Source organism: Yersinia rochesterensis, assembly GCF_003600645.1.
GTDB classification, from domain to species: domain Bacteria; phylum Pseudomonadota; class Gammaproteobacteria; order Enterobacterales; family Enterobacteriaceae; genus Yersinia; species Yersinia rochesterensis.
Genome location: NZ_CP032482.1, coordinates 265,662 through 284,213 on the forward strand (window position 1 = coordinate 265,662; position 18,552 = coordinate 284,213).

Below are 18,552 nucleotides of genomic sequence, written 5' to 3' on the forward strand. Positions count from 1 at the left end.
GCTCCTTAATCTTTATCCAGCAGAGCACTGCAAGCTGAATAATTTATCCTCAATCATCCCTTGTATATTGCTGAAGGGCAGTTGCCGGAATTGTTCGGGATAGAGATTAAAATCGTCTACTTCTCCCAATGGGGTTTTCAACTGATGCCACTGTAGGCGGGTATTCCCTGTATTTTCTAACGCTAACTTTCCGCCAATACAGTGATGCACCCACTGTGGTCGCAGTGAGGTCGGCAAATGTCTGACCAACCCCATATAACTTAGCTGTACGCCGACAACTGCACCTTCACCACCAGTGATTTTCAGGGTGTTTTCAGGTGCGACGGATAATCGATAAACTTGCTCTTTATCGGGTGCTTGCAATGCTTTAATGATTATTCTCGCGCTCTGCTTTGGGCCGAGTGTCAATTTGGAGGGGGCAGCAAACAGTATCGGATGAGATTGCTCCCCGATAGGAGTTAATGACTCCTGCCCGGGGGATTCACCGGGATTATTTAACTGAGACAGTTGCACCCTGATGTACTGTGTGTTTATGCCCCGATTAATCACCTTGACCACTGCCTTGGATTGCTGCATCTCCAACACATGCGGCTGAATATCGATGGTAGCCAAGACACTCAGCGGCAATAAACTAGCTACAACTAACAGTAAAGGTTTCATTATCTACCTGCCCGTTAAGCTGTTTTACTGACAAAGTGATAGGCACACCTGGGTACAAATTTAGGCTATCCGTCAGCGTGGCATTATCACGCGATTTTAGTTGTGCGAACTTATTGTGGACATTACCTGTGGAGCTGAGCATCAGCCCGTCAGGCAAACATTCATGCTGCCAGCGGCGAGACTGCGTTGCCATTGGAGGGACATGATGAATAAGCACGCCATAGCCAATACTGATGGTCATTGGGGTGTGGATTTTGCTTTTATCTTCGCTTCCTCCAGAGACTTTGGTCGCGACTACCGGATCGATATACAAGCGATATAGCGTTTCCTGAGTGGGCGATTTTAATGGCAGTAACTTTATATCCCGCTTTTGTTTCGGCCCTAATGTAATCCGGCTGGGATTAAAAATTATCTCAGGTTGAGGAATATCACTGATCAGTGTCTTTTTTTCTGGAGTCACCCCTGGGTTATCCACCCGTTGTAACGAGATATCTAAATAAAGTGCTTTATCACCACTGTTATAAACTTGCACTGTACGATTTTGCTCCAAAGCCTCGACCGTCGTGCGTGTGGGAAGGGCCATTAACTGCCCATAAGTTGCAGCAATGGGGGCTAGCAGCAAGACAATGGCCGATAGTAACTTATTATATTTCATGGTCATTCCTTTTGATGTTGGTCGGGGTGACAGCGATAAATATGCTCATGTTGCTGACGCATATTGCAGCGATAACGAACAGCGCCATTTTGAACCGTGATATCTTTCAGCATGACCTCAGAATTAATGGCAAACAGCCCATTGGGGTGAACGGTATCACCAGTTTCCTCAATAACCCCGGTAATAGGTTGATTTTGTTTGTCTTTAAGAAAACCACTATAAAGTATGTCGAGGGTGATATCGGCTTTACTGGCAAAGACTTGTCCTGGATGTGCACGGATAATATTGACCGGCAACTGAATGTTCATGTCCAGGTCACTGTTATCGTTATGAGTACGGACAAAGAAACGGTCTTGATAGCGGGGAATCGGTATCGCGTAAGTTCCTCCACCACTTATCGGGATGCCTTCTGCATGGAAGTTATAAGGCATACCTGATAACTCAGGCGTTTCTATCAATAATGCCGAGCCGCTGTAGCTACTACGTCCTAGTGCTGCCCCTTGTGGGCCGATGGCTAGCATGCCTCTGTAGCTGATGCCGCCGTTGGCTATCTTGTTGTCGATACCTGCTCGGGCGGAAATATCCCCACGGCTTCCACTGCGTTGAGCAAAAGTGCCGATGCCATTGATTTTGCCACTGGTGCTGCCATTAATACCCAAAGCGCTGGTGCCATAGCTATCCGTAAACTCTTTTTGATAACTGGCGCTGCTGTTTAACTTCTGCTGAGCATAAGCACTGTTGATGTTGGCGCGGCTCTGGCGGAAGGACAATGTGGTATTAAGAAATACCCCGTAGTTGTTTCGGCTGTGCCATTGCCCACCTTTTTGCAGACCAAGAGACAGGTTCAGGCCAAATTGTGGCCGCCGCCAGTCCCAACTGCTTTGAATACGATGCCGATGATGACTTTTATATTGGTTGAATTGATAACTAAGCTGAGTTGGCCCTAAACGGCGGCTATAAGAGGCTGATGTACTGCCCGAGTTTGGTGCATATATCGATACATCGGGTGTTTGATAACGGGCCGCAGTGAAATATCCTATTGCAGAATTTCCACCCTCTAAACGCAGATAGCCCCCACCGTGTTTTTCACCAGACATCATGCTAAAGGTGGGTGTGATATTAAAGCCAGAAAACCCTAATGGACGCGATATGTTCGCTTCTGCCGCCCAGTGGCGACTATTATCTTTAAGTAACGAGATATTGGTTTGAACATTTTGTATTTTCATACTGCGGCCAAATTGCGCCAGATGATGAGAATGGTGTTTGCTACGTGTCGTCCCCTGGCCCATGGTCAGGAACCAACCATCATTGGTTTGAGTACCTAAATTGCTGATGGCTTGACTTTCTTGGCTGACGACGCGGCCAGTGTTATCCACTAAGCGAATATCAACATTGTAATAGCCGCCAGGGAGTTGGCTGTAATCAATTTCATTACGGCCAATTTGTGCAGGAATACGACGGATAAGTTGGTTATCACGATAGATTTCATAATCGCCATCTGAGATTGCGTACAGTACCAGACTACCTGCCGAGGGCTTATCGAGGGCTAAATAGCTTTGGCTACCCATGGTCACAAACTGTTCTAGCGCTGGATTAATTAGGGTATGGATACTGCCCGCGCTGTTATCCAGGTTATTTTGCTTACCTGCTCGTAAGTAAAGGGTTTGAAAGTTCTTTTGCAGGTACCAACTGTCAATGCCCATTTGAGTCATCTGCTGGTATTGCGATTGATTTGCGAACGGGTAATTTCTCTTCGAACGGGCAGTGTTATAGAACCATTGCACAAAACCATAAGATTGCAGCGGAAGCCCGAGGTAGCCATTCCCGCGGGCAGAGATAGCACGGTAGTTTTTCGCCGTCATGCGCAGGTCAAAAGATTGGTTATGCACCAATCCCCACGTAGTGGTTGGCATCAGGTAGCGGCTGTCATTATTGGTGATGGTGATAACCTGATTTATCTTATCCAGAATGACGTTATATCCAGATACAATATAGTCACAACCATTTTGGCATTGTAAATAGGGGATGTGGAGCAAAATTTGCTCTAATAATATGATTGACTGTTCATCAACATTGTTATCGCGATATTGCTGATGGTCGAAACTTAAAGATTGTTTCTCTTCTGAGAAAACTATTTTTTCTGGCAATATTTTTCCATCAAATATACCCAATAACTTCATCGTGCCATTCTCTTCAACAGCTGAAAACCCAGCAGGGACTAAATGCTCGATGGTTATATTTTTTGCATGTATTGAATTAAATATTGGGAGTAGTAAAGACAATAAAACTATCTGATTGATACTCATGTTTTTTTTCATTGGATTCCATTCCATTATTGGTCGTTTTTATAGAAACAGATCTCCTCAGACGAATATACTTTATGTGTTGATGGTTTCCATTAGACCATGATGATATATATTTAAGTCAAAGGATAAAGCAGTCAGGTGGTTAAGCTCCTGACTGCATATATTTATTTAACTGATGTGTGATTAAATATCATCTTCGATAGTAAGTTGAAGCGTCCCTGTATACGTTTCGCCAGATAGGGCTTCTGCGGGTTTTTTTGCTCTTATTGTTAACGCATGGTTTATCTCATTATTAACACCTAATGTGAAACTTTCCCCTGCTCCATTGAGTTGTGTGCGGCCTAACTGCACGACAACATCATTAAATGTTTTTACCGGACCGTCAGCGTCGCCCTCTAGAACGAGTGGGTTTCTGAGCCTGATGTTGACTCTAGCTCCAGTATTACTCGTTATCTTAACATTCTCTGTGTATTCATACGTGCCATCATTGCTAACATGGTCATAGTCCATGGCGATATTATTAAATGGGTCACCATTACCTTTTGTCATGCTGATTGAACCATTAATTTCTGCTGTAACCGGTATGTCTTTATCGAACGGTAGCGCATGAGCAATAGTACTGCTGGCCAATATTGCCACGGTCATAATAGATAATAGAGTTTTTTTCATCATAGATACCTGAGTGTCCTTTGTATTAAGCCCCATTCAAGATATGAATGGGAATTATTTCCTTGGTTGCTCTTGTGAGTTATATAACGGAACAATAACGAGGGTGTTAATATAGTCGTGTTAATATAGTGTCACTCACAAGGCGGACAAACATTAACATGTGAGATAGAGGATCATCAATAATGATACAACCAATTTAAGGAAATAAAACAAATATAAATTGAACGATGAAATAAATACCTAATCGATATTTTTGTTTTTATTTCTTTCATCGGATAACGCCTAATAAAATTATTGTTGTTTTAGTTAAAAAATAATTTTATTAGTGAGTAGTCGCAAGGTTAATCGATAATTGGATTTTTATCCTTACTTTTTGTCATTTTTATGTCATCTGAGAGTTATATTTCTGTCATGAAATGGTGTCATGTTTGCTTTCGAACAAAAACTGATTTATTTCGCTCATTCACCACAGTTTATTGAGATGAGCCAGACGGATTTATTCAGGGGCTAGATATGTTTAATAACACTATTGGTAAAACATCGATTTGTATCGCGCTTACTTTGGCATTCAGTGCTAATGCGATGGCGATAACTGAAATTCCTTTCTGGCATTCAATGGAGGGGGAGTTAGGGGTTGAAGTTAACTCATTAGCTGATCGCTTTAATCAGTCGCATACCGATTATAAAATTGTACCGGTCTATAAAGGTAACTACGAACAAAGTCTGGCGGCGGGTATTGCTGCTTTCCGCTCAGGGAAAGCCCCCGCAATCTTGCAGGTCTATGAAGTGGGTACCGCAACCATGATGGCGAGTAAGGCTATCAAACCGGTATTCCAGGTATTCAAAGACGCTGATATTAAGTTTGATGAATCCGTTTTCGTCCCAACGGTTGCGGGTTATTACACTGATGCCAAAACCGGGCACTTATTATCTCAGCCGTTTAACAGCTCTACACCCGTGCTGTATTACAACAAAGATGCATTTAAGAAAGCCGGTCTGAATCCAGATCAACCGCCTAAAACATGGCAAGAACTGGCCGAAGACACCGCTAAATTACGTGCCGCAGGAGCAACTTGTGGTTACGCCAGCGGTTGGCAGGGTTGGATTCAAATTGAAAACTTCAGCGCCTGGCATGGTCAGCCAATTGCCAGCCGTAATAATGGTTTTGATGGCACGGATGCTGTATTGGAATTCAACAAACCAGTGCAGGTTAAACATATCCAATTGCTGTCGGATATGAACAAAAAAGGTGATTTTACCTATTTTGGCCGCAAAGATGAATCGACCGCCAAGTTCTATAACGGCGACTGTGCCATTACCACCGCCTCTTCCGGTTCTCTCGCCGATATCCGCCATTACGCCAAATTTAACTACGGCGTGGGTATGATGCCTTACGATGCCGATGAGAAAAACGCACCACAAAACGCCATTATTGGTGGGGCCAGCTTGTGGGTAATGGAGGGTAAAGACAAAGATACCTACAAGGGCGTGGCTGAATTCCTGCAATTCCTGACTCAACCGGAAATTGCCGCCGAATGGCACCAGAAGACAGGCTACTTGCCTATCACCACCGCCGCTTATGAGCTGACGAAGCAGCAGGGTTTCTATGATAAGAATCCAGGTGCCGATGTTGCAACTCGCCAAATGCTGAACAAACCGCCATTGCCATACACCAAGGGCTTGCGTCTGGGCAATATGCCGCAGATTCGCACTGTGGTAGACGAAGAGCTGGAAGGCGTTTGGACGGGTAAGAAAACGCCGCAACAAGCATTAGATACCGCTGTGTCCCGAGGTGATGTGTTGTTGCGCCGCTTCGAGCAAACCAACAAGTAATATTATTTGGCGACTTTATTTGTCAGTTTGGGGTTGGGCAGTGCCCGGTCTTCTCATGTACGATGTGTACGCTCTGGGACCTGTACGCTGGCCGCCCCCAAACTGGCTGCGCCAGTAACGCCAAATAGTTTGTACTGTATTGAGTCAGGACATGGCGTTTTCGATTGGCGCTTTGGTGTTAATCAATCCACGTCAGATAAACGGTTAATTCTATGTCATCTTCCCGTCCCGGTTTTTCCTGTAGTTGGTTACCTTACCTGTTGGTATTACCGCAACTGGCCATCACCGCTGTTTTCTTTTTATGGCCAGCGGGCGAAGCGCTGTGGTATTCGGTGCAAATGCTGGACCCATTCGGCCTCTCCAGCCAGTTTGTCGGGCTGAGTAACTTTATTGCGTTGTTTCACGATGAATACTATTTGGCTTCGTTTTATACCACGCTCATTTTCAGCTCGCTGGTGGCGGGTATCGGTCTGGTGGTGTCGCTATTTCTGGCGGCGATGGTGGATTACGTTTTACGTGGCAGCCGCATCTATCAAACTTTAATGATTTTACCTTATGCCGTCGCCCCTGCTGTGGCCGCAGTATTGTGGATATTTTTGTTCAATCCGGGGCTGGGATTGATAACCCATTTCCTTGCCACACTTGGCTACAGCTGGAACCACGCACAAAATAGTGGGCAGGCGATGTTCTTGGTGGTGCTGGCTTCGGTGTGGAAACAAATCAGTTATAACTTCTTATTTTTCCTTGCGGCACTGCAATCTATCCCGCGCTCATTGGTTGAGGCGGCGGCTATTGATGGGGCGGGGCCGGTGCGCCGCTTCTTCAATCTGGTGTTGCCGCTGATTTCGCCGGTGAGTTTCTTCTTGCTGGTGGTGAATTTGGTTTATGCCTTCTTTGATACTTTCCCGGTCATTGATGCGGCGACTGGCGGCGGCCCGGTACAGGCGACTACCACCCTGATTTATAAAATTTACCGTGAAGGTTTTGCCGGGTTGGATTTATCCAGTTCAGCGGCTCAGTCAGTTGTGCTGATGTTGCTGGTGATTGGTTTGACGGTTATCCAGTTCCGCTTTGTTGAGCGTAAGGTGCGTTACCAATGATTGAGAATCGCCGTGGGCTGGATATCTTTTGCCATGTCATGCTGATTATCGGCGTGCTATTGATCCTGTTCCCGCTGTATGTGGCTTTTGTCGCGGCGTCTCTGGATGACACTCAGGTGTTTCAGGTGCCCATGACCCTGATCCCTGGGCCGCATTTATGGCAAAACATCAGCCATATTTGGCATACCGGTGTGGGCAATAACAGCGCCCCCTTTGGGCTGATGTTGTTTAACAGCTTTGTGATGGCGTTTGCGATTACCGTCGGCAAAATCACGGTCTCGATGTTGTCTGCTTATGCCATTGTTTACTTCCGCTTCCCGCTGCGCAATCTGTTTTTCTGGTTGATTTTCCTGACCCTGATGCTGCCAGTAGAAGTGCGCATTTTCCCGACTATTCAAGTGATTGCCAACCTGGACATGCTGGACAGCTACACTGGCCTGACTCTGCCGCTGATGGCGTCCGCTACCGCAACCTTCTTGTTCCGCCAGTTCTTCATGACCTTGCCGGATGAGTTATTGGAAGCCGCGCGCATTGATGGCGCGGGTGCCATGCGTTTTTTCTGGGACATTGTCTTGCCGCTGTCCAAAACCAATTTGGCGGCCCTGTTTGTTATCACTTTTATCTATGGTTGGAACCAATATCTCTGGCCAATCCTGATTACCAGCGATGCTTCTATGGGCACGGCGGTCGCGGGAATAAGAAGCATGATTTCCAGCTCGGGCGCTCCAACCCAGTGGAATCAGGTGATGGCAGCAATGATTTTGACTTTAATTCCACCGGTCGCGGTGGTCCTTCTGATGCAGCGCTGGTTTGTTCGCGGCCTGGTAGACAGTGAGAAGTAACCTGATATGGCATGTTTAAAGCTTCAAGCAGTAACCAAATCTTATGACGGCGTGACGCCAGTGATAAAGCAGATTGATTTAGATGTCGCGGATGGCGAGTTTATCGTGATGGTCGGCCCATCCGGTTGTGGAAAATCGACCTTGCTGCGCATGGTCGCGGGGCTTGAGCGCACCACCAGCGGCGATATTTATATTGATAATCAGCGGGTAACCGATCTGGAACCCAAAGATCGCGGTATCGCCATGGTGTTTCAGAACTATGCGCTATATCCCCATATGAGTGTGTTTGACAATATGGCCTATGGCCTGAAAATTCGCGGTTTTGGCAAAGAGCAAATTCGCCAGCGGGTGGATGAAGCGGCCCGTATTTTGGAGCTAGAGCCGCTGCTGAAACGCAAGCCGCGCGAACTATCCGGCGGTCAGCGCCAACGGGTCGCGATGGGCCGCGCGATTGTGCGCGAACCGGCGGTATTTCTATTCGACGAGCCATTGTCTAATCTGGATGCTAAGCTCCGGGTACAAATGCGCCTTGAGCTACAACAGCTACATCGCCGGTTAAGAACCACCAGTTTGTATGTGACTCATGATCAGGTTGAGGCTATGACGTTGGCCCAAAGGGTGATTGTGATGAACAAAGGCGTGGCGGAGCAAATTGGCACGCCAAGTGAAGTCTATCAGCGGCCCGCGACTCTGTTTGTCGCCAGTTTTATCGGCTCACCGGCGATGAACCTACTAGCCGGAACGGTCAGTCCGGATGGGCGTGCCTTTATTTTATCTGATGGTATGACCCTGCCGCTGGAAGTACCACGGCCGCAATGGGCCGATCGGCGCTTGACCCTGGGTATCCGTCCGGAGCATATTCAGCAAACGGCATCTCAGCAAAAAACGTCAGCGCAGAGTGTGCCGATGTCCTTATTAACACTCGAATTATTGGGTGCGGATAATTTAGCGCATGGGCAATGGGGCGGACAGAGTGTTATTGCTCGTTTATCCCATGAAGAAATGCCCGCGGCGGGCAGTGTATTGCACTGGTATCTGCCGCCTGCGGCGCTGCACTTTTTTGATTCAGAAAGCGGACTACGGATGGAATCATGAGTAAAAACTGGCCTTATCCTACTATTGTTGCCCATCGCGGTGGCGGTTCATTAGCACCCGAAAATACCTTGGCAGCCATTGATGTGGGTGCGCATCACGGCCACAAAATGATTGAGTTTGATGCCAGGTTATCGCAAGACGGCCAGATATTTCTACTGCATGACGACACACTGGATCGCACCAGCAATGGCTGGGGTGTAGCCGGAGATTTACCCTGGGAAAAACTGATTCAGTTGGATGCCGGTGACTGGTACAGCCCGGCATTTCAGGGGGAGCGCTTGCCTCTGCTTTCTGAGGTGGCGGCTCGCTGTGCTCAGTATGGCATGGCAGCTAATATTGAAATCAAACCGACCCGCGGTGTTGAAACTCCTACCGGTCGGGCCATTGCTTTGGCGGCGCGCCTCTTGTGGCAAGGTCAGGCGATTCCGCCCTTGTTATCGTCATTTTCGGTTGATGCATTAGCCGCAGCACAGCAAGCCGCACCTGAGCTACCGCGCGGTTTATTGCTGGATAAATGGGATGATAATTGGCAAGCATTGACCCGCGAGCTGGATTGCGTTTCTTTGCATATCAATTATAAACAACTGACAGCCGAGCGAGTGGCGTTACTCAAAGCCGCAGGGCTGCGTATTTTGGTCTATACCGTCAACCAACCGGCGCGGGCGCAGGAATTGTTAAATTGGGGCGTTGACTGCATCTGTACTGACCGTATAGATTTGATATGCCCTCAAACTTGAAGCTATAGGGGCGCTAGCTTGCTGCCTACCTCTAACTCCAATGACTTTGATATAAACAGAACAGGAAACAGAGCGGGTCAGTCATTCTTACATTTACGGGCTGACTTGGCCCGGCTTGACAGGAAGTGAACCATGCCCGCCTTTGTTATTTCGCTCTGGCACCAAATTGTCTTGTCTTCACCGCTGTTTGTTTTACTTGCTCTGGGCTACTGTTTGGTGCGATTTGGTCAGTGGCCATCCACGATTACTGATGGTTTGACCCGCTTTGTGTTCTCCCTCGCGTTACCTGCCATGTTGTTTCGTATGATGTGTGACTTCTCCGAGCGCCCTGCGGTTGATGCTCGCCTGCTGATTGCCTTTTTTGGCAGTTGTCTGGTGGTATTTATTATCGGGCGCATTGTTGCCAGCCGAGTCTTTCATCTGGATGGCGTGTCCGGCTCAGTATTTGCCCTCGGCGGGATTTTTTCCAATAACGTGATGTTGGGGCTGCCCATCGCCACCATCATGCTGGGGGAAAAGTCTATCCCGGCAGTGGCGCTAGTTTTAGTGTTTAACGGACTGATTTTGTGGACATTAGTGACCATTTCGGTGGAATGGGCGCGCAATGGTTCACCGACGCTAGCCGGTTTTGTCAAAACGGCCCGCAGTGTACTAACTAACCCCCTGATTATCGGCATTATTTCCGGCACATTATTCAGCTTGACCGGTTTGCCATTACCGCAGTTTATTGACCAACCGGTCACTATGCTGGGGCAGGTGGCGCCGCCGTTGTCATTGATTGTTCTGGGAATGGGGCTGGCGGAATACCGCGTGAGTGAAGGTTGGCAAATCAGCAGTGCCATCTGTTTCCTCAAACTGATTGTGCAGCCGATGGTGATATGGACGCTGGCGTGGGCGATGAATTTACCGGTGCTGGAAACGCAGGTGGTGGTATTGCTCGGGTCAATGGCAACTGGCGTAAATGTCTATCTGATGTCACGCCAATTTAATGTGCTGACCGGCCCTGCCGCCGCCAGTTTAGTGATGTCGACGATTTTGGCCGCCGTCACCACACCATTGATTCTGACCATCATTGGTGTCGGGATGTCTTAATCGTAGAAGATGAGTTTTCACCAATGAATCATGCTCCTACCGTGGGTATGATTCGTTTGGTTTATTATTAATCAGATGTAAACCTACTCCGCGCAAAAATTCTTTCTTGCTTCCGCTACAATGGCGCATTGTCATCCTATCGAGCCAATTTATTGTGTTTTTACTGATTATCACCACCATCTTATGGGCTTTCTCTTTTAGTCTGATTGGCGAATATTTAGCAGGGCAGGTGGATAGCTGGTTCTCTGTGCTGATGCGCGTCGGGCTAGCGGCACTGGTCTTTTTGCCTTTCCTGCGCTGGCGCAATATCAACTGGCGGGTGATTTTACTGTATATGACGGTGGGCGCAATTCAGTTAGGAATCATGTACTTGTTCAGCTTCCGCGCCTATCTCTACCTCAGCGTGCCGGAGTTTTTGCTCTTCACCGTGATGACCCCACTGTATGTTACATTGATCTATGATTTGTTGCGGCGTCAGCGCCTACGGTGGAGCTATGCCCTGAGTGCTTTGCTGGCAGTGGTCGGGGCGGCAATCATTCGTTATGATCATCTAAGCGAACATTTTTGGTGGGGATTGATATTGGTTCAGGCGGCCAATATCTGTTTTGCCATCGGGCAAGTGGGCTACAAAAGGCTGATGGAAGTTCATCCGATCCCGCAGCATGTGGCCTTTTCATGGTTCTATGTTGGCGCTTTGGTCGTCGCTATCATTGCCTGGTTTGCTTTCGGCAATCCGCAAAAACTGCCGACCACATCATTGCAGTGGGGCGTGCTGGTGTGGCTCGGTGTCGGTGCTTCTGCTTTGGGCTATTTCATGTGGAACTATGGTGCGACACAAGTTGATGCTGGCACCTTGGGTATCATGAATAATGTGCATGTTCCGGCTGGGTTACTGGTGAATCTGGCCATTTGGCAAGAGAAACCCCATTGGCCCAGCTTTATCATTGGGGCCATTGTGATAATGGCTTCGTTATGGGTACACCGGCGTTGGGTCGCTCCGCATTCTTTACAAACGGCAGACTCTCGCAAGCGTGTTGGCGGGCCGAACGAATAAAAGCTTCAGTGACCGGTTGGCGCTGCTCTCCATCACGGACGGCGGCGTATAACCGGCTCCACAAACCATTCCCCAGTGTTTTCGTCACCACCAATCCCTGACGTTCAAAGCTCTCTACCACCCAATGTGGTAAGGCGGCGATCCCCATCCGGGCCGAAACCATTTGAATCAGCAGCAAGGTGTTATCGACATTTTTCAGTGAGGGGTTGACCCCCGCCGGTTGCAGGAAATGCCGCCAGATATCTAACCGTTGGCGCTGTACCGGGTAAATCATTAACACTTCTTGTGCCAAATCTTCCGGCTCGATGCGGGTTTTATTGGCCAATGGGTGGTCGGGAGCCAGTACCAGGCGCACCTCAAAATCAAACATTGGCGAATAGTGCAAGCCACTGCGCGGCAAAATATCAGAGGTCAGCACCAAATCCAGCTCCCCTTGCTGCAAGGCAGGCTGTGGATCGAATGTCACGCCTGATTTGAAATCCATAGATATTTGCGGCCAGTTTTTGTGGAAGCTATCCAGCGCCGGTGTGAGCCACTGAATACAACTGTGGCATTCGATGGCGATACGCAGCGCAGTTTGGTGTGGTTCGTTGCAGGTTTGCAGTGCTTGCTTGATTTGCGGCAACACTTGTTCTGCCAGCTGCAACAGGATTTCACCTTGTGCCGTGAAACGTAACGGCTGACTTTTACGCACAAACAGACGAAAACCCAAGCGCTGTTCCAGATCACTGAATTGGTGGGACAAGGCCGATTGAGTCTGATGAAGCTGTGTCGCCGCTGCGGCCAGTGAGCCGGTATTACGCAAAGCTTGTAGGGTGCGTAAGTGTTTCAGTTCGATCATGAGAGTCCTTCACAGTGATAGTGAACAAATTGCGCTTGTGATTAATACAGTACCTGCTGATTATGGATGTGTAAACATCCGGATGGCTAAATGGGAAATAAGACGATGACAATTTTAAATCACACACTGGGTTTTCCGCGTGTAGGTCTGAAACGTGAACTGAAAAAAGCACAAGAAAGTTACTGGGTAGGCAACTCCACGCAAGAAGAATTGCTCAATGTGGGTCGTGAATTGCGCGCTCGCCATTGGCAACAGCAACAACAAGCTGGCGTTGATTTAGTGCCAGTCGGTGATTTTGCCTGGTATGACCATGTCCTGACCACCAGTTTGCTGCTGGGTAACGTCCCAGAGCGTCATCAGAATGCTGATGGTTCGATTGATTTAGATACCTTATTCCGTATTGGCCGTGGCCGCGCACCCACCGGTACACCAGCCGCAGCGGCAGAAATGACCAAATGGTTTAATACCAACTATCACTACATGGTGCCCGAGTTCCAACAGGGCCAGCAGTTCAAACTGAGCTGGACTCAACTGTTGGATGAAGTGGACGAAGCGCTAGCATTAGGCCACAAAATCAAGCCGGTACTGCTTGGCCCGGTAACTTATCTGTGGCTGGGTAAAGTGAAAGGTGAACAGTTTGACCGCCTCTCATTGCTGAAAGATATCCTGCCGGTTTACCAGCAAGTGTTGGCTGAATTGGCAAAACGCGGCATCGAGTGGGTGCAAATTGACGAACCGGCATTGGTGCTGGAATTGCCACAAGAGTGGTTGGATGCTTACCAACCGGCTTATCAAGCGCTACAAGGCCAGGTTAAATTGCTGCTGACCACCTATTTCGATAGCATCGGCCATAACCTGGACACTATTCGCGCTTTGCCAGTGCAAGGTCTGCATGTTGATGTGGTTGCCGGTCAGGATGATATTACTGACCTGAATGCAAAATTGCCAAAAGAGTGGTTGTTATCACTGGGCGTAATTAATGGTCGTAATGTATGGCGTGCGGATCTGAGTCACTGGTTCGAGCGTTTGCAACCACTGGTCAATAGCCGTCCGCTGTGGCTGGGTAGTTCTTGCTCCTTATTGCACAGCCCAATTGATTTAAGTGAAGAAACTCGCCTTGATGCCGAAGTAAAAAGCTGGTTTGCTTTTGCCCTGCAAAAATGTGCCGAACTGGCGCTGCTCACACAAGCACTGAATGCACCGACTGAAGCCAAACTAGCTGAGTTGGCAGCTTACAGCGCACCAATCCGCGCCCGCCGTGCTTCCAGCCGTGTGCATAACGCGCAAGTAGAACAACGTTTGGCGGCCATCACTGCGCAAGATATTGAACGTCAACTGCCTTATGAAGCACGTGCGGCTGCTCAGCGTAAGCGCTTTAATCTGCCCGCCTGGCCGACCACCACCATTGGCTCATTCCCGCAAACCACCGAGATCCGTGGCTTGCGTTTGGACTTCAAACAAGGCCGCCTGGACGGCAAAAACTACCGCACCGGTATTAGCGAGCATATCAAGCAAGCTATTGCAGAGCAGGAACGTTTGGGTCTGGACGTGCTAGTGCATGGTGAAGCTGAACGTAATGACATGGTGGAATATTTCGGCGAGCATCTGGACGGTTTTGTCTTTACGCAAAATGGTTGGGTGCAGAGCTACGGTTCACGTTGTGTTAAGCCGCCAGTCATTATTGGTGATATCAGCCGCCCTGAAGCCATTACTGTTGAATGGGTTAAATATGCTCAATCTTTGACAGACAAACCGGTAAAAGGGATGTTAACTGGGCCGGTGACCATTCTGTGCTGGTCATTCCCGCGCGAAGATGTCAGCCGTGAAACCATTGCTAAACAAATTGCGTTAGCATTGCGCGATGAAGTAGAGGACTTGGAAAAAGCTGGTATCGGCATCATCCAAATTGATGAGCCTGCACTGCGCGAAGGCCTGCCGCTGCGCCGTGCGGACTGGCAAGCTTATCTACAGTGGGCAGTTGATGCCTTTAAATTGAATGCTGCGGTTGCACAAAATGATACCCAAATTCACACCCATATGTGTTATTGCGAGTTCAATGACATCATGGATTCCATTGCTGCGCTGGATGCGGATGTGATTACCATCGAAACTTCCCGCTCAGATATGGAGCTGCTGGAGTCATTTGAAGATTTCGCTTATCCCAATGAAATTGGGCCCGGCGTTTATGATATTCACTCACCGAATGTGCCAAGTGTGGAATGGATTGAAGCTTTATTACGCAAAGCCGCCCAGCGTATCCCAGCGGAACGTCTGTGGGTTAACCCGGACTGTGGTTTGAAAACCCGTGGTTGGCCGGAAACTCGCCAGGCACTGGCGAACATGGTTCTGGCGGCGCAACGTCTGCGCGAAGAACAGGCCTGATTATTTATCTCAATAACAGGGCGTGCAAGCGCCCTTGGGGTTGCTGACAAAGTGCTCGCTGCGGTGAAAACAGGCAGATCGTAAAGACGCCGTCAATACTTCCTTGTAGGCTCGAGCCGCGCCATCCCTGGCGCGGACGCTTTACTCTTCTACCTGTCCTCACCACCTGAGATCGAGTCTTCGAGGTTTGTCAGCAGTCTGAAGTTTGCTATTTATTTTCTTCAACTATTATCTTCTTCAGTGACAGGATTCCCGGCGACTCCGTGCTGCGAAAACCAGTCAAGCATGCGCTGCCAACCATCAAGTGCCGATTCTTCATGGTAGCTTGGGCGGTAATCAGCATTAAATGCATGCCCTGCATCCGGATAGACAATGATTTCAGCATCGGCATTTGCGGCTCGTAATGCCTGGCGCATGATATCGATATGTTCTTGCGTGATACTACCGTCTTTACCGCCATACAATCCGAGCACCGGAGCACTGAGATCCACTGCAATATCAACCGGATATTTTGGCAACAGCAAGGTTTTTTCTCCCACCAGTTTGCCATACCAGGCTACCGCCGCTTTTAATTGCGGATTATGGGCGGCATACAGCCATGCAATTCGTCCACCCCAACAAAAACCAGTAATGGCTAATTTGCTGGTATCCCCACCATGGCGCGATGCCCAGTGGGCGGTATGGTCAAGGTCGACCATAACCTGCCGGTCGGGTACTTTGCTGACCAGATTTTTAACTAATGCATTGATATCATCATATTCTTTGGCATCACCTTGGCGAAAGTACAGCTCAGGGGCGATGGCCAGATAGCCCTGTTTCGCCAATCTGCGGCAGATATCTTGAATGTGTTCATGCACACCGAAGATTTCTTGCACAACAATAACTACAGGATATGGCCCCGAGTGTTGGGCCGGTTTAGCAACATAAGCCGGTAGCTCATAGCCTTGAGAGGGGATGGTGGTTTCTGTGCAGTGAATACCTTGTTGATCGGTATGGCGAATAGTCGAGGCCAGCGGATCGACCGCGGGCGTGAATCCGCTGACTGCCGATCTGAGAGTCATAGATTGATCAGTTTTCACTGTGGTCTCCTTACGAAATGAGGAAAATATGACTCGGTAAAGTCTTATTGGGTTGAGCTATCCATTGCCCTTGATATTTGCTGCTGACGATTTTAACTATAGGTAATATTTAAGATTAATGAGGCCAGGATGACAGTAATTAAGTGTTTTATTACGACATGGTGACATCCAATAAATAAATCGATGATAAGAAGATAGTCACCCAACAATTACCAATGAGTCCTATTATTGTTATTCATATCCAAAATCATTGATGCCGTGGATTGTTTTTGTATGGAAAATAGACTCAATGAGTTAATAATGTGAAGCTAATCACATATATAATGTATTTGAAGTTATCATTTCTTTTATCATGGTGACCATGGTCACGAAATTATGTGGTGATTTTGAGTAAAGTATTCCTTTGTACCCCCTATAACATCTCTCATGAAAGAGGAGTCTCACACATGGCTAAATCCGACGTTTTTCACTTGGGCCTGACTAAGAATGATCTGCAAGGGGCGACTCTGGCGATCGTTCCGGGTGATCCACAGCGTGTTGAGAAAATCGCTAAATTGATGGATAACCCAGTACACCTGGCTTCGCATCGTGAATTTACCTCATGGCGTGCCGAACTCGATGGTAAAGCTGTGATTGTCTGCTCAACCGGTATCGGTGGCCCATCAACCTCTATTGCAGTTGAAGAGTTGGCGCAACTTGGTGTGCGGACGTTCCTGCGTATTGGTACTACTGGTGCCATTCAGCCACATATTAATGTTGGTGATGTATTAGTCACCACCGCAGCCGTGCGTTTAGATGGTGCCAGCCTCCATTTTGCTCCAATGGAATTCCCGGCCGTAGCTGATTTTGATTGCACCACAGCATTAGTGAATGCCGCTAAGTCAGTTGGTGCGAAAACTCATATTGGTGTCACAGCTTCTTCAGATACTTTCTATCCGGGACAAGAACGTTACGACACCTTCTCTGGCCGTGTTGTCCGCCGTTTTAAAGGCTCCATGGAAGAATGGCAAGCAATGGGTGTGATGAATTATGAAATGGAATCTGCCACTTTGTTGACCATGTGTGCTAGTCAGGGTCTGCGTGCCGGTATGGTCGCTGGGGTAATAGTTAACCGCACCCAGCAAGAGATCCCGAATGAAGAAACCATGAAAGCGACTGAAAGTCATGCAGTAAAAATTGTCGTTGAAGCGGCCCGCCACTTGCTGTAATTCATCCAACTGATGGGTAACTAACCCATAGTGGATAAATCAATGAATATCATATGAGCGGGTCAGTTTACTGGCCCGTTCTTTATTTCGGCTGAGTATCTGTTAATGTCGTAGCTCTTATAATGGATAATAATAAGAGGAAAATATGACGACACCTATTTTATCTCATCCTTCTCTACTGCCACTGGATGGTGGTATTAACTTCCGTGATCTCGGTGGTAACGTTGTTGCAGATGGCCGACGAATCAAGCGTGGGTTATTGTTTCGTTCGGGTTCGCTTGACCGTTTGAGTACCAAAGATTGTACTGTTCTCAGCAGTGGCTCCGTCACTCAAATTCTTGATTACCGCGATGCGGATGAAGTCCGGGCCAAACCCGATATCGTTTGGCAGGGTGCCAGTTATCACAATACTCCAGCCAATCCACTTAGTAGTGAAGTTAACGCCAATCTCGAGAAACTGACTAACGAGACGTTAGCAACATTTGATGCCCGTGCCTTTATGTTAGAGCTGTATCGCCGCTTGCCATTTAATAATCAAGCTTATAAACAGCTAGTCAGTTTGCTGCAAAATAGTGCTTCACCAGAGCATGTCGCTGCGGGCGTAGTACAACACTGTGCCGTCGGGAAAGACCGTACCGGTGTAGGTTCGGCCTTGGTGCTGTTTGCTTTAGGTGCCGATGAATCGACCGTATTGGAAGATTACCTGCTGACCGAAACGACACTCGCACCTTTCCGTGAGCATATGTTGGCGGAATTGGTGCTAAAGCTAAATGATCAAGCATTAGGACAATTCGCTTTTGTGCTGTCAGCTCGAGAAGAGTTTATCCAAACAGCACTGCGCAGTATTCAAGATCATTATGGTAGCCGTGAGCAGTGGCTACGGCAGGAGTTTGGTCTTGGCAGCACTGAGCGTGAAAAATTACAGTCATATTTCTTGGAATAGCAGTCATATTTCTTGAAATAGTTGTTCCCTAAGAAGCCGTTTTTCTAATTTGTCGT

16 protein-coding genes are annotated in these 18,552 nt (G+C 48.0%); 10 read left to right on the forward strand and 6 right to left on the reverse strand.

Annotated elements, in window-relative coordinates:
• Positions 1-12 precede the first annotated feature (12 nt).
• From DXZ79_RS01285 to DXZ79_RS01300, 4 genes are all read right to left on the reverse strand, one after another.
• Positions 13-660 carry a hypothetical protein gene (locus DXZ79_RS01285; protein ID WP_038638303.1) on the reverse strand — a complete coding sequence of 216 codons (648 nt, stop codon included), beginning with the start codon at positions 658-660 and terminating at the stop codon, positions 13-15.
• Positions 632-1,315, reverse strand: a complete 684-nt coding sequence (locus DXZ79_RS01290; RefSeq protein WP_038638305.1) for a pilus assembly protein — start codon at positions 1,313-1,315, stop codon at positions 632-634. The genes DXZ79_RS01285 and DXZ79_RS01290 overlap by 29 nt, the downstream gene beginning before the upstream one ends.
• Before the next feature lie 2 nt (positions 1,316-1,317).
• On the reverse strand, positions 1,318-3,648 hold the full coding sequence (locus tag DXZ79_RS01295) for a TcfC E-set like domain-containing protein (protein WP_342353626.1): 2,331 nt from the start codon (positions 3,646-3,648) through the stop codon (positions 1,318-1,320).
• A 156-nt stretch (positions 3,649-3,804) separates the two neighbouring features.
• Positions 3,805-4,293: a CS1 type fimbrial major subunit gene (locus tag DXZ79_RS01300; RefSeq protein WP_244942307.1), complete on the reverse strand. Its 489-nt coding sequence runs from the start codon at positions 4,291-4,293 to the stop codon at positions 3,805-3,807.
• A gap of 510 nt (positions 4,294-4,803) precedes the next feature.
• Here DXZ79_RS01300 and ugpB point away from each other — a divergent pair.
• From ugpB to DXZ79_RS01335, 7 genes are all read left to right on the forward strand, one after another.
• The gene (ugpB, locus tag DXZ79_RS01305; protein ID WP_120010999.1) at positions 4,804-6,123 is read left to right on the forward strand and encodes a sn-glycerol-3-phosphate ABC transporter substrate-binding protein UgpB; all 1,320 of its coding nucleotides are present in this window, start codon (positions 4,804-4,806) and stop codon (positions 6,121-6,123) included.
• A 212-nt stretch (positions 6,124-6,335) separates the two neighbouring features.
• Positions 6,336-7,223: a sn-glycerol-3-phosphate ABC transporter permease UgpA gene (gene ugpA / locus DXZ79_RS01310; RefSeq protein WP_038638311.1), complete on the forward strand. Its 888-nt coding sequence runs from the start codon at positions 6,336-6,338 to the stop codon at positions 7,221-7,223.
• The gene (gene ugpE, locus DXZ79_RS01315) at positions 7,220-8,065 is read left to right on the forward strand and encodes a sn-glycerol-3-phosphate ABC transporter permease UgpE (RefSeq protein WP_032820184.1); all 846 of its coding nucleotides are present in this window, start codon (positions 7,220-7,222) and stop codon (positions 8,063-8,065) included. Before ugpA ends, ugpE begins: the two co-directional genes overlap by 4 nt.
• 6 nt (positions 8,066-8,071) lie before the next feature.
• Entirely contained in the window at positions 8,072-9,160 is a 1,089-nt protein-coding gene (locus tag DXZ79_RS01320; RefSeq protein WP_038638316.1) for a sn-glycerol-3-phosphate import ATP-binding protein UgpC, read from the forward strand.
• Positions 9,157-9,897, forward strand: coding sequence for a glycerophosphodiester phosphodiesterase (ugpQ, locus tag DXZ79_RS01325; RefSeq protein ID WP_050292286.1), 741 nt, complete (start codon positions 9,157-9,159; stop codon positions 9,895-9,897). Before DXZ79_RS01320 ends, ugpQ begins: the two co-directional genes overlap by 4 nt.
• Before the next feature lie 132 nt (positions 9,898-10,029).
• On the forward strand, positions 10,030-10,989 hold the full coding sequence (locus tag DXZ79_RS01330) for an AEC family transporter (RefSeq protein ID WP_120011000.1): 960 nt from the start codon (positions 10,030-10,032) through the stop codon (positions 10,987-10,989).
• 154 nt (positions 10,990-11,143) lie between these two features.
• On the forward strand, positions 11,144-12,043 hold the full coding sequence (locus DXZ79_RS01335) for a carboxylate/amino acid/amine transporter (protein ID WP_038638324.1): 900 nt from the start codon (positions 11,144-11,146) through the stop codon (positions 12,041-12,043).
• On the opposite strand, the gene metR is transcribed toward DXZ79_RS01335, so the two are convergent.
• The gene (gene metR / locus DXZ79_RS01340; protein WP_038638328.1) at positions 11,931-12,884 is read right to left on the reverse strand and encodes an HTH-type transcriptional regulator MetR; all 954 of its coding nucleotides are present in this window, start codon (positions 12,882-12,884) and stop codon (positions 11,931-11,933) included. The genes DXZ79_RS01335 and metR overlap by 113 nt on opposite strands.
• Before the next feature lie 105 nt (positions 12,885-12,989).
• Here metR and metE point away from each other — a divergent pair, with 105 nt between their 5' ends.
• Complete coding sequence (metE, locus tag DXZ79_RS01345; protein ID WP_120011001.1) at positions 12,990-15,266, forward strand: 5-methyltetrahydropteroyltriglutamate--homocysteine S-methyltransferase; 2,277 nt, start codon at positions 12,990-12,992, stop codon at positions 15,264-15,266.
• A 221-nt stretch (positions 15,267-15,487) separates the two neighbouring features.
• Here metE and DXZ79_RS01350 read toward each other — a convergent pair whose 3' ends face one another.
• A complete protein-coding gene (locus DXZ79_RS01350; RefSeq protein ID WP_162928711.1) occupies positions 15,488-16,345 on the reverse strand; it encodes a dienelactone hydrolase family protein in 858 nt (285 codons plus the stop codon).
• Between the two features lie 446 nt (positions 16,346-16,791).
• On the opposite strand from DXZ79_RS01350, the gene udp reads away from it, so the two are divergent.
• Entirely contained in the window at positions 16,792-17,553 is a 762-nt protein-coding gene (gene udp / locus DXZ79_RS01355) for a uridine phosphorylase (RefSeq protein WP_038638336.1), read from the forward strand.
• A 145-nt stretch (positions 17,554-17,698) separates the two neighbouring features.
• Positions 17,699-18,496: a tyrosine-protein phosphatase gene (locus DXZ79_RS01360; protein ID WP_120011002.1), complete on the forward strand. Its 798-nt coding sequence runs from the start codon at positions 17,699-17,701 to the stop codon at positions 18,494-18,496.
• The last annotated feature ends 56 nt before the right edge of the window (positions 18,497-18,552 follow it).

What these genes read in the sequence shown, in the direction of transcription:
- DXZ79_RS01285 (WP_038638303.1), bottom strand. Translation starts at nt 660, where the DNA reads ATGAAACCTTTACTGTTAGTTGTAGCTAGTTTATTGCCGCTGAGTGTC.
- DXZ79_RS01290 (WP_038638305.1), bottom strand. Translation starts at nt 1,315, where the DNA reads ATGAAATATAATAAGTTACTATCGGCCATTGTCTTGCTGCTAGCCCCC.
- DXZ79_RS01295 (WP_342353626.1), bottom strand. Translation starts at nt 3,648, where the DNA reads ATGGAATGGAATCCAATGAAAAAAAACATGAGTATCAATCAGATAGTT.
- DXZ79_RS01300 (WP_244942307.1), bottom strand. Translation starts at nt 4,293, where the DNA reads ATGATGAAAAAAACTCTATTATCTATTATGACCGTGGCAATATTGGCC.
- ugpB (WP_120010999.1), top strand. Translation starts at nt 4,804, where the DNA reads ATGTTTAATAACACTATTGGTAAAACATCGATTTGTATCGCGCTTACT.
- ugpA (WP_038638311.1), top strand. Translation starts at nt 6,336, where the DNA reads ATGTCATCTTCCCGTCCCGGTTTTTCCTGTAGTTGGTTACCTTACCTG.
- ugpE (WP_032820184.1), top strand. Translation starts at nt 7,220, where the DNA reads ATGATTGAGAATCGCCGTGGGCTGGATATCTTTTGCCATGTCATGCTG.
- DXZ79_RS01320 (WP_038638316.1), top strand. Translation starts at nt 8,072, where the DNA reads ATGGCATGTTTAAAGCTTCAAGCAGTAACCAAATCTTATGACGGCGTG.
- ugpQ (WP_050292286.1), top strand. Translation starts at nt 9,157, where the DNA reads ATGAGTAAAAACTGGCCTTATCCTACTATTGTTGCCCATCGCGGTGGC.
- DXZ79_RS01330 (WP_120011000.1), top strand. Translation starts at nt 10,030, where the DNA reads ATGCCCGCCTTTGTTATTTCGCTCTGGCACCAAATTGTCTTGTCTTCA.
- metR (WP_038638328.1), bottom strand. Translation starts at nt 12,884, where the DNA reads ATGATCGAACTGAAACACTTACGCACCCTACAAGCTTTGCGTAATACC.
- metE (WP_120011001.1), top strand. Translation starts at nt 12,990, where the DNA reads ATGACAATTTTAAATCACACACTGGGTTTTCCGCGTGTAGGTCTGAAA.
- udp (WP_038638336.1), top strand. Translation starts at nt 16,792, where the DNA reads ATGGCTAAATCCGACGTTTTTCACTTGGGCCTGACTAAGAATGATCTG.
- DXZ79_RS01360 (WP_120011002.1), top strand. Translation starts at nt 17,699, where the DNA reads ATGACGACACCTATTTTATCTCATCCTTCTCTACTGCCACTGGATGGT.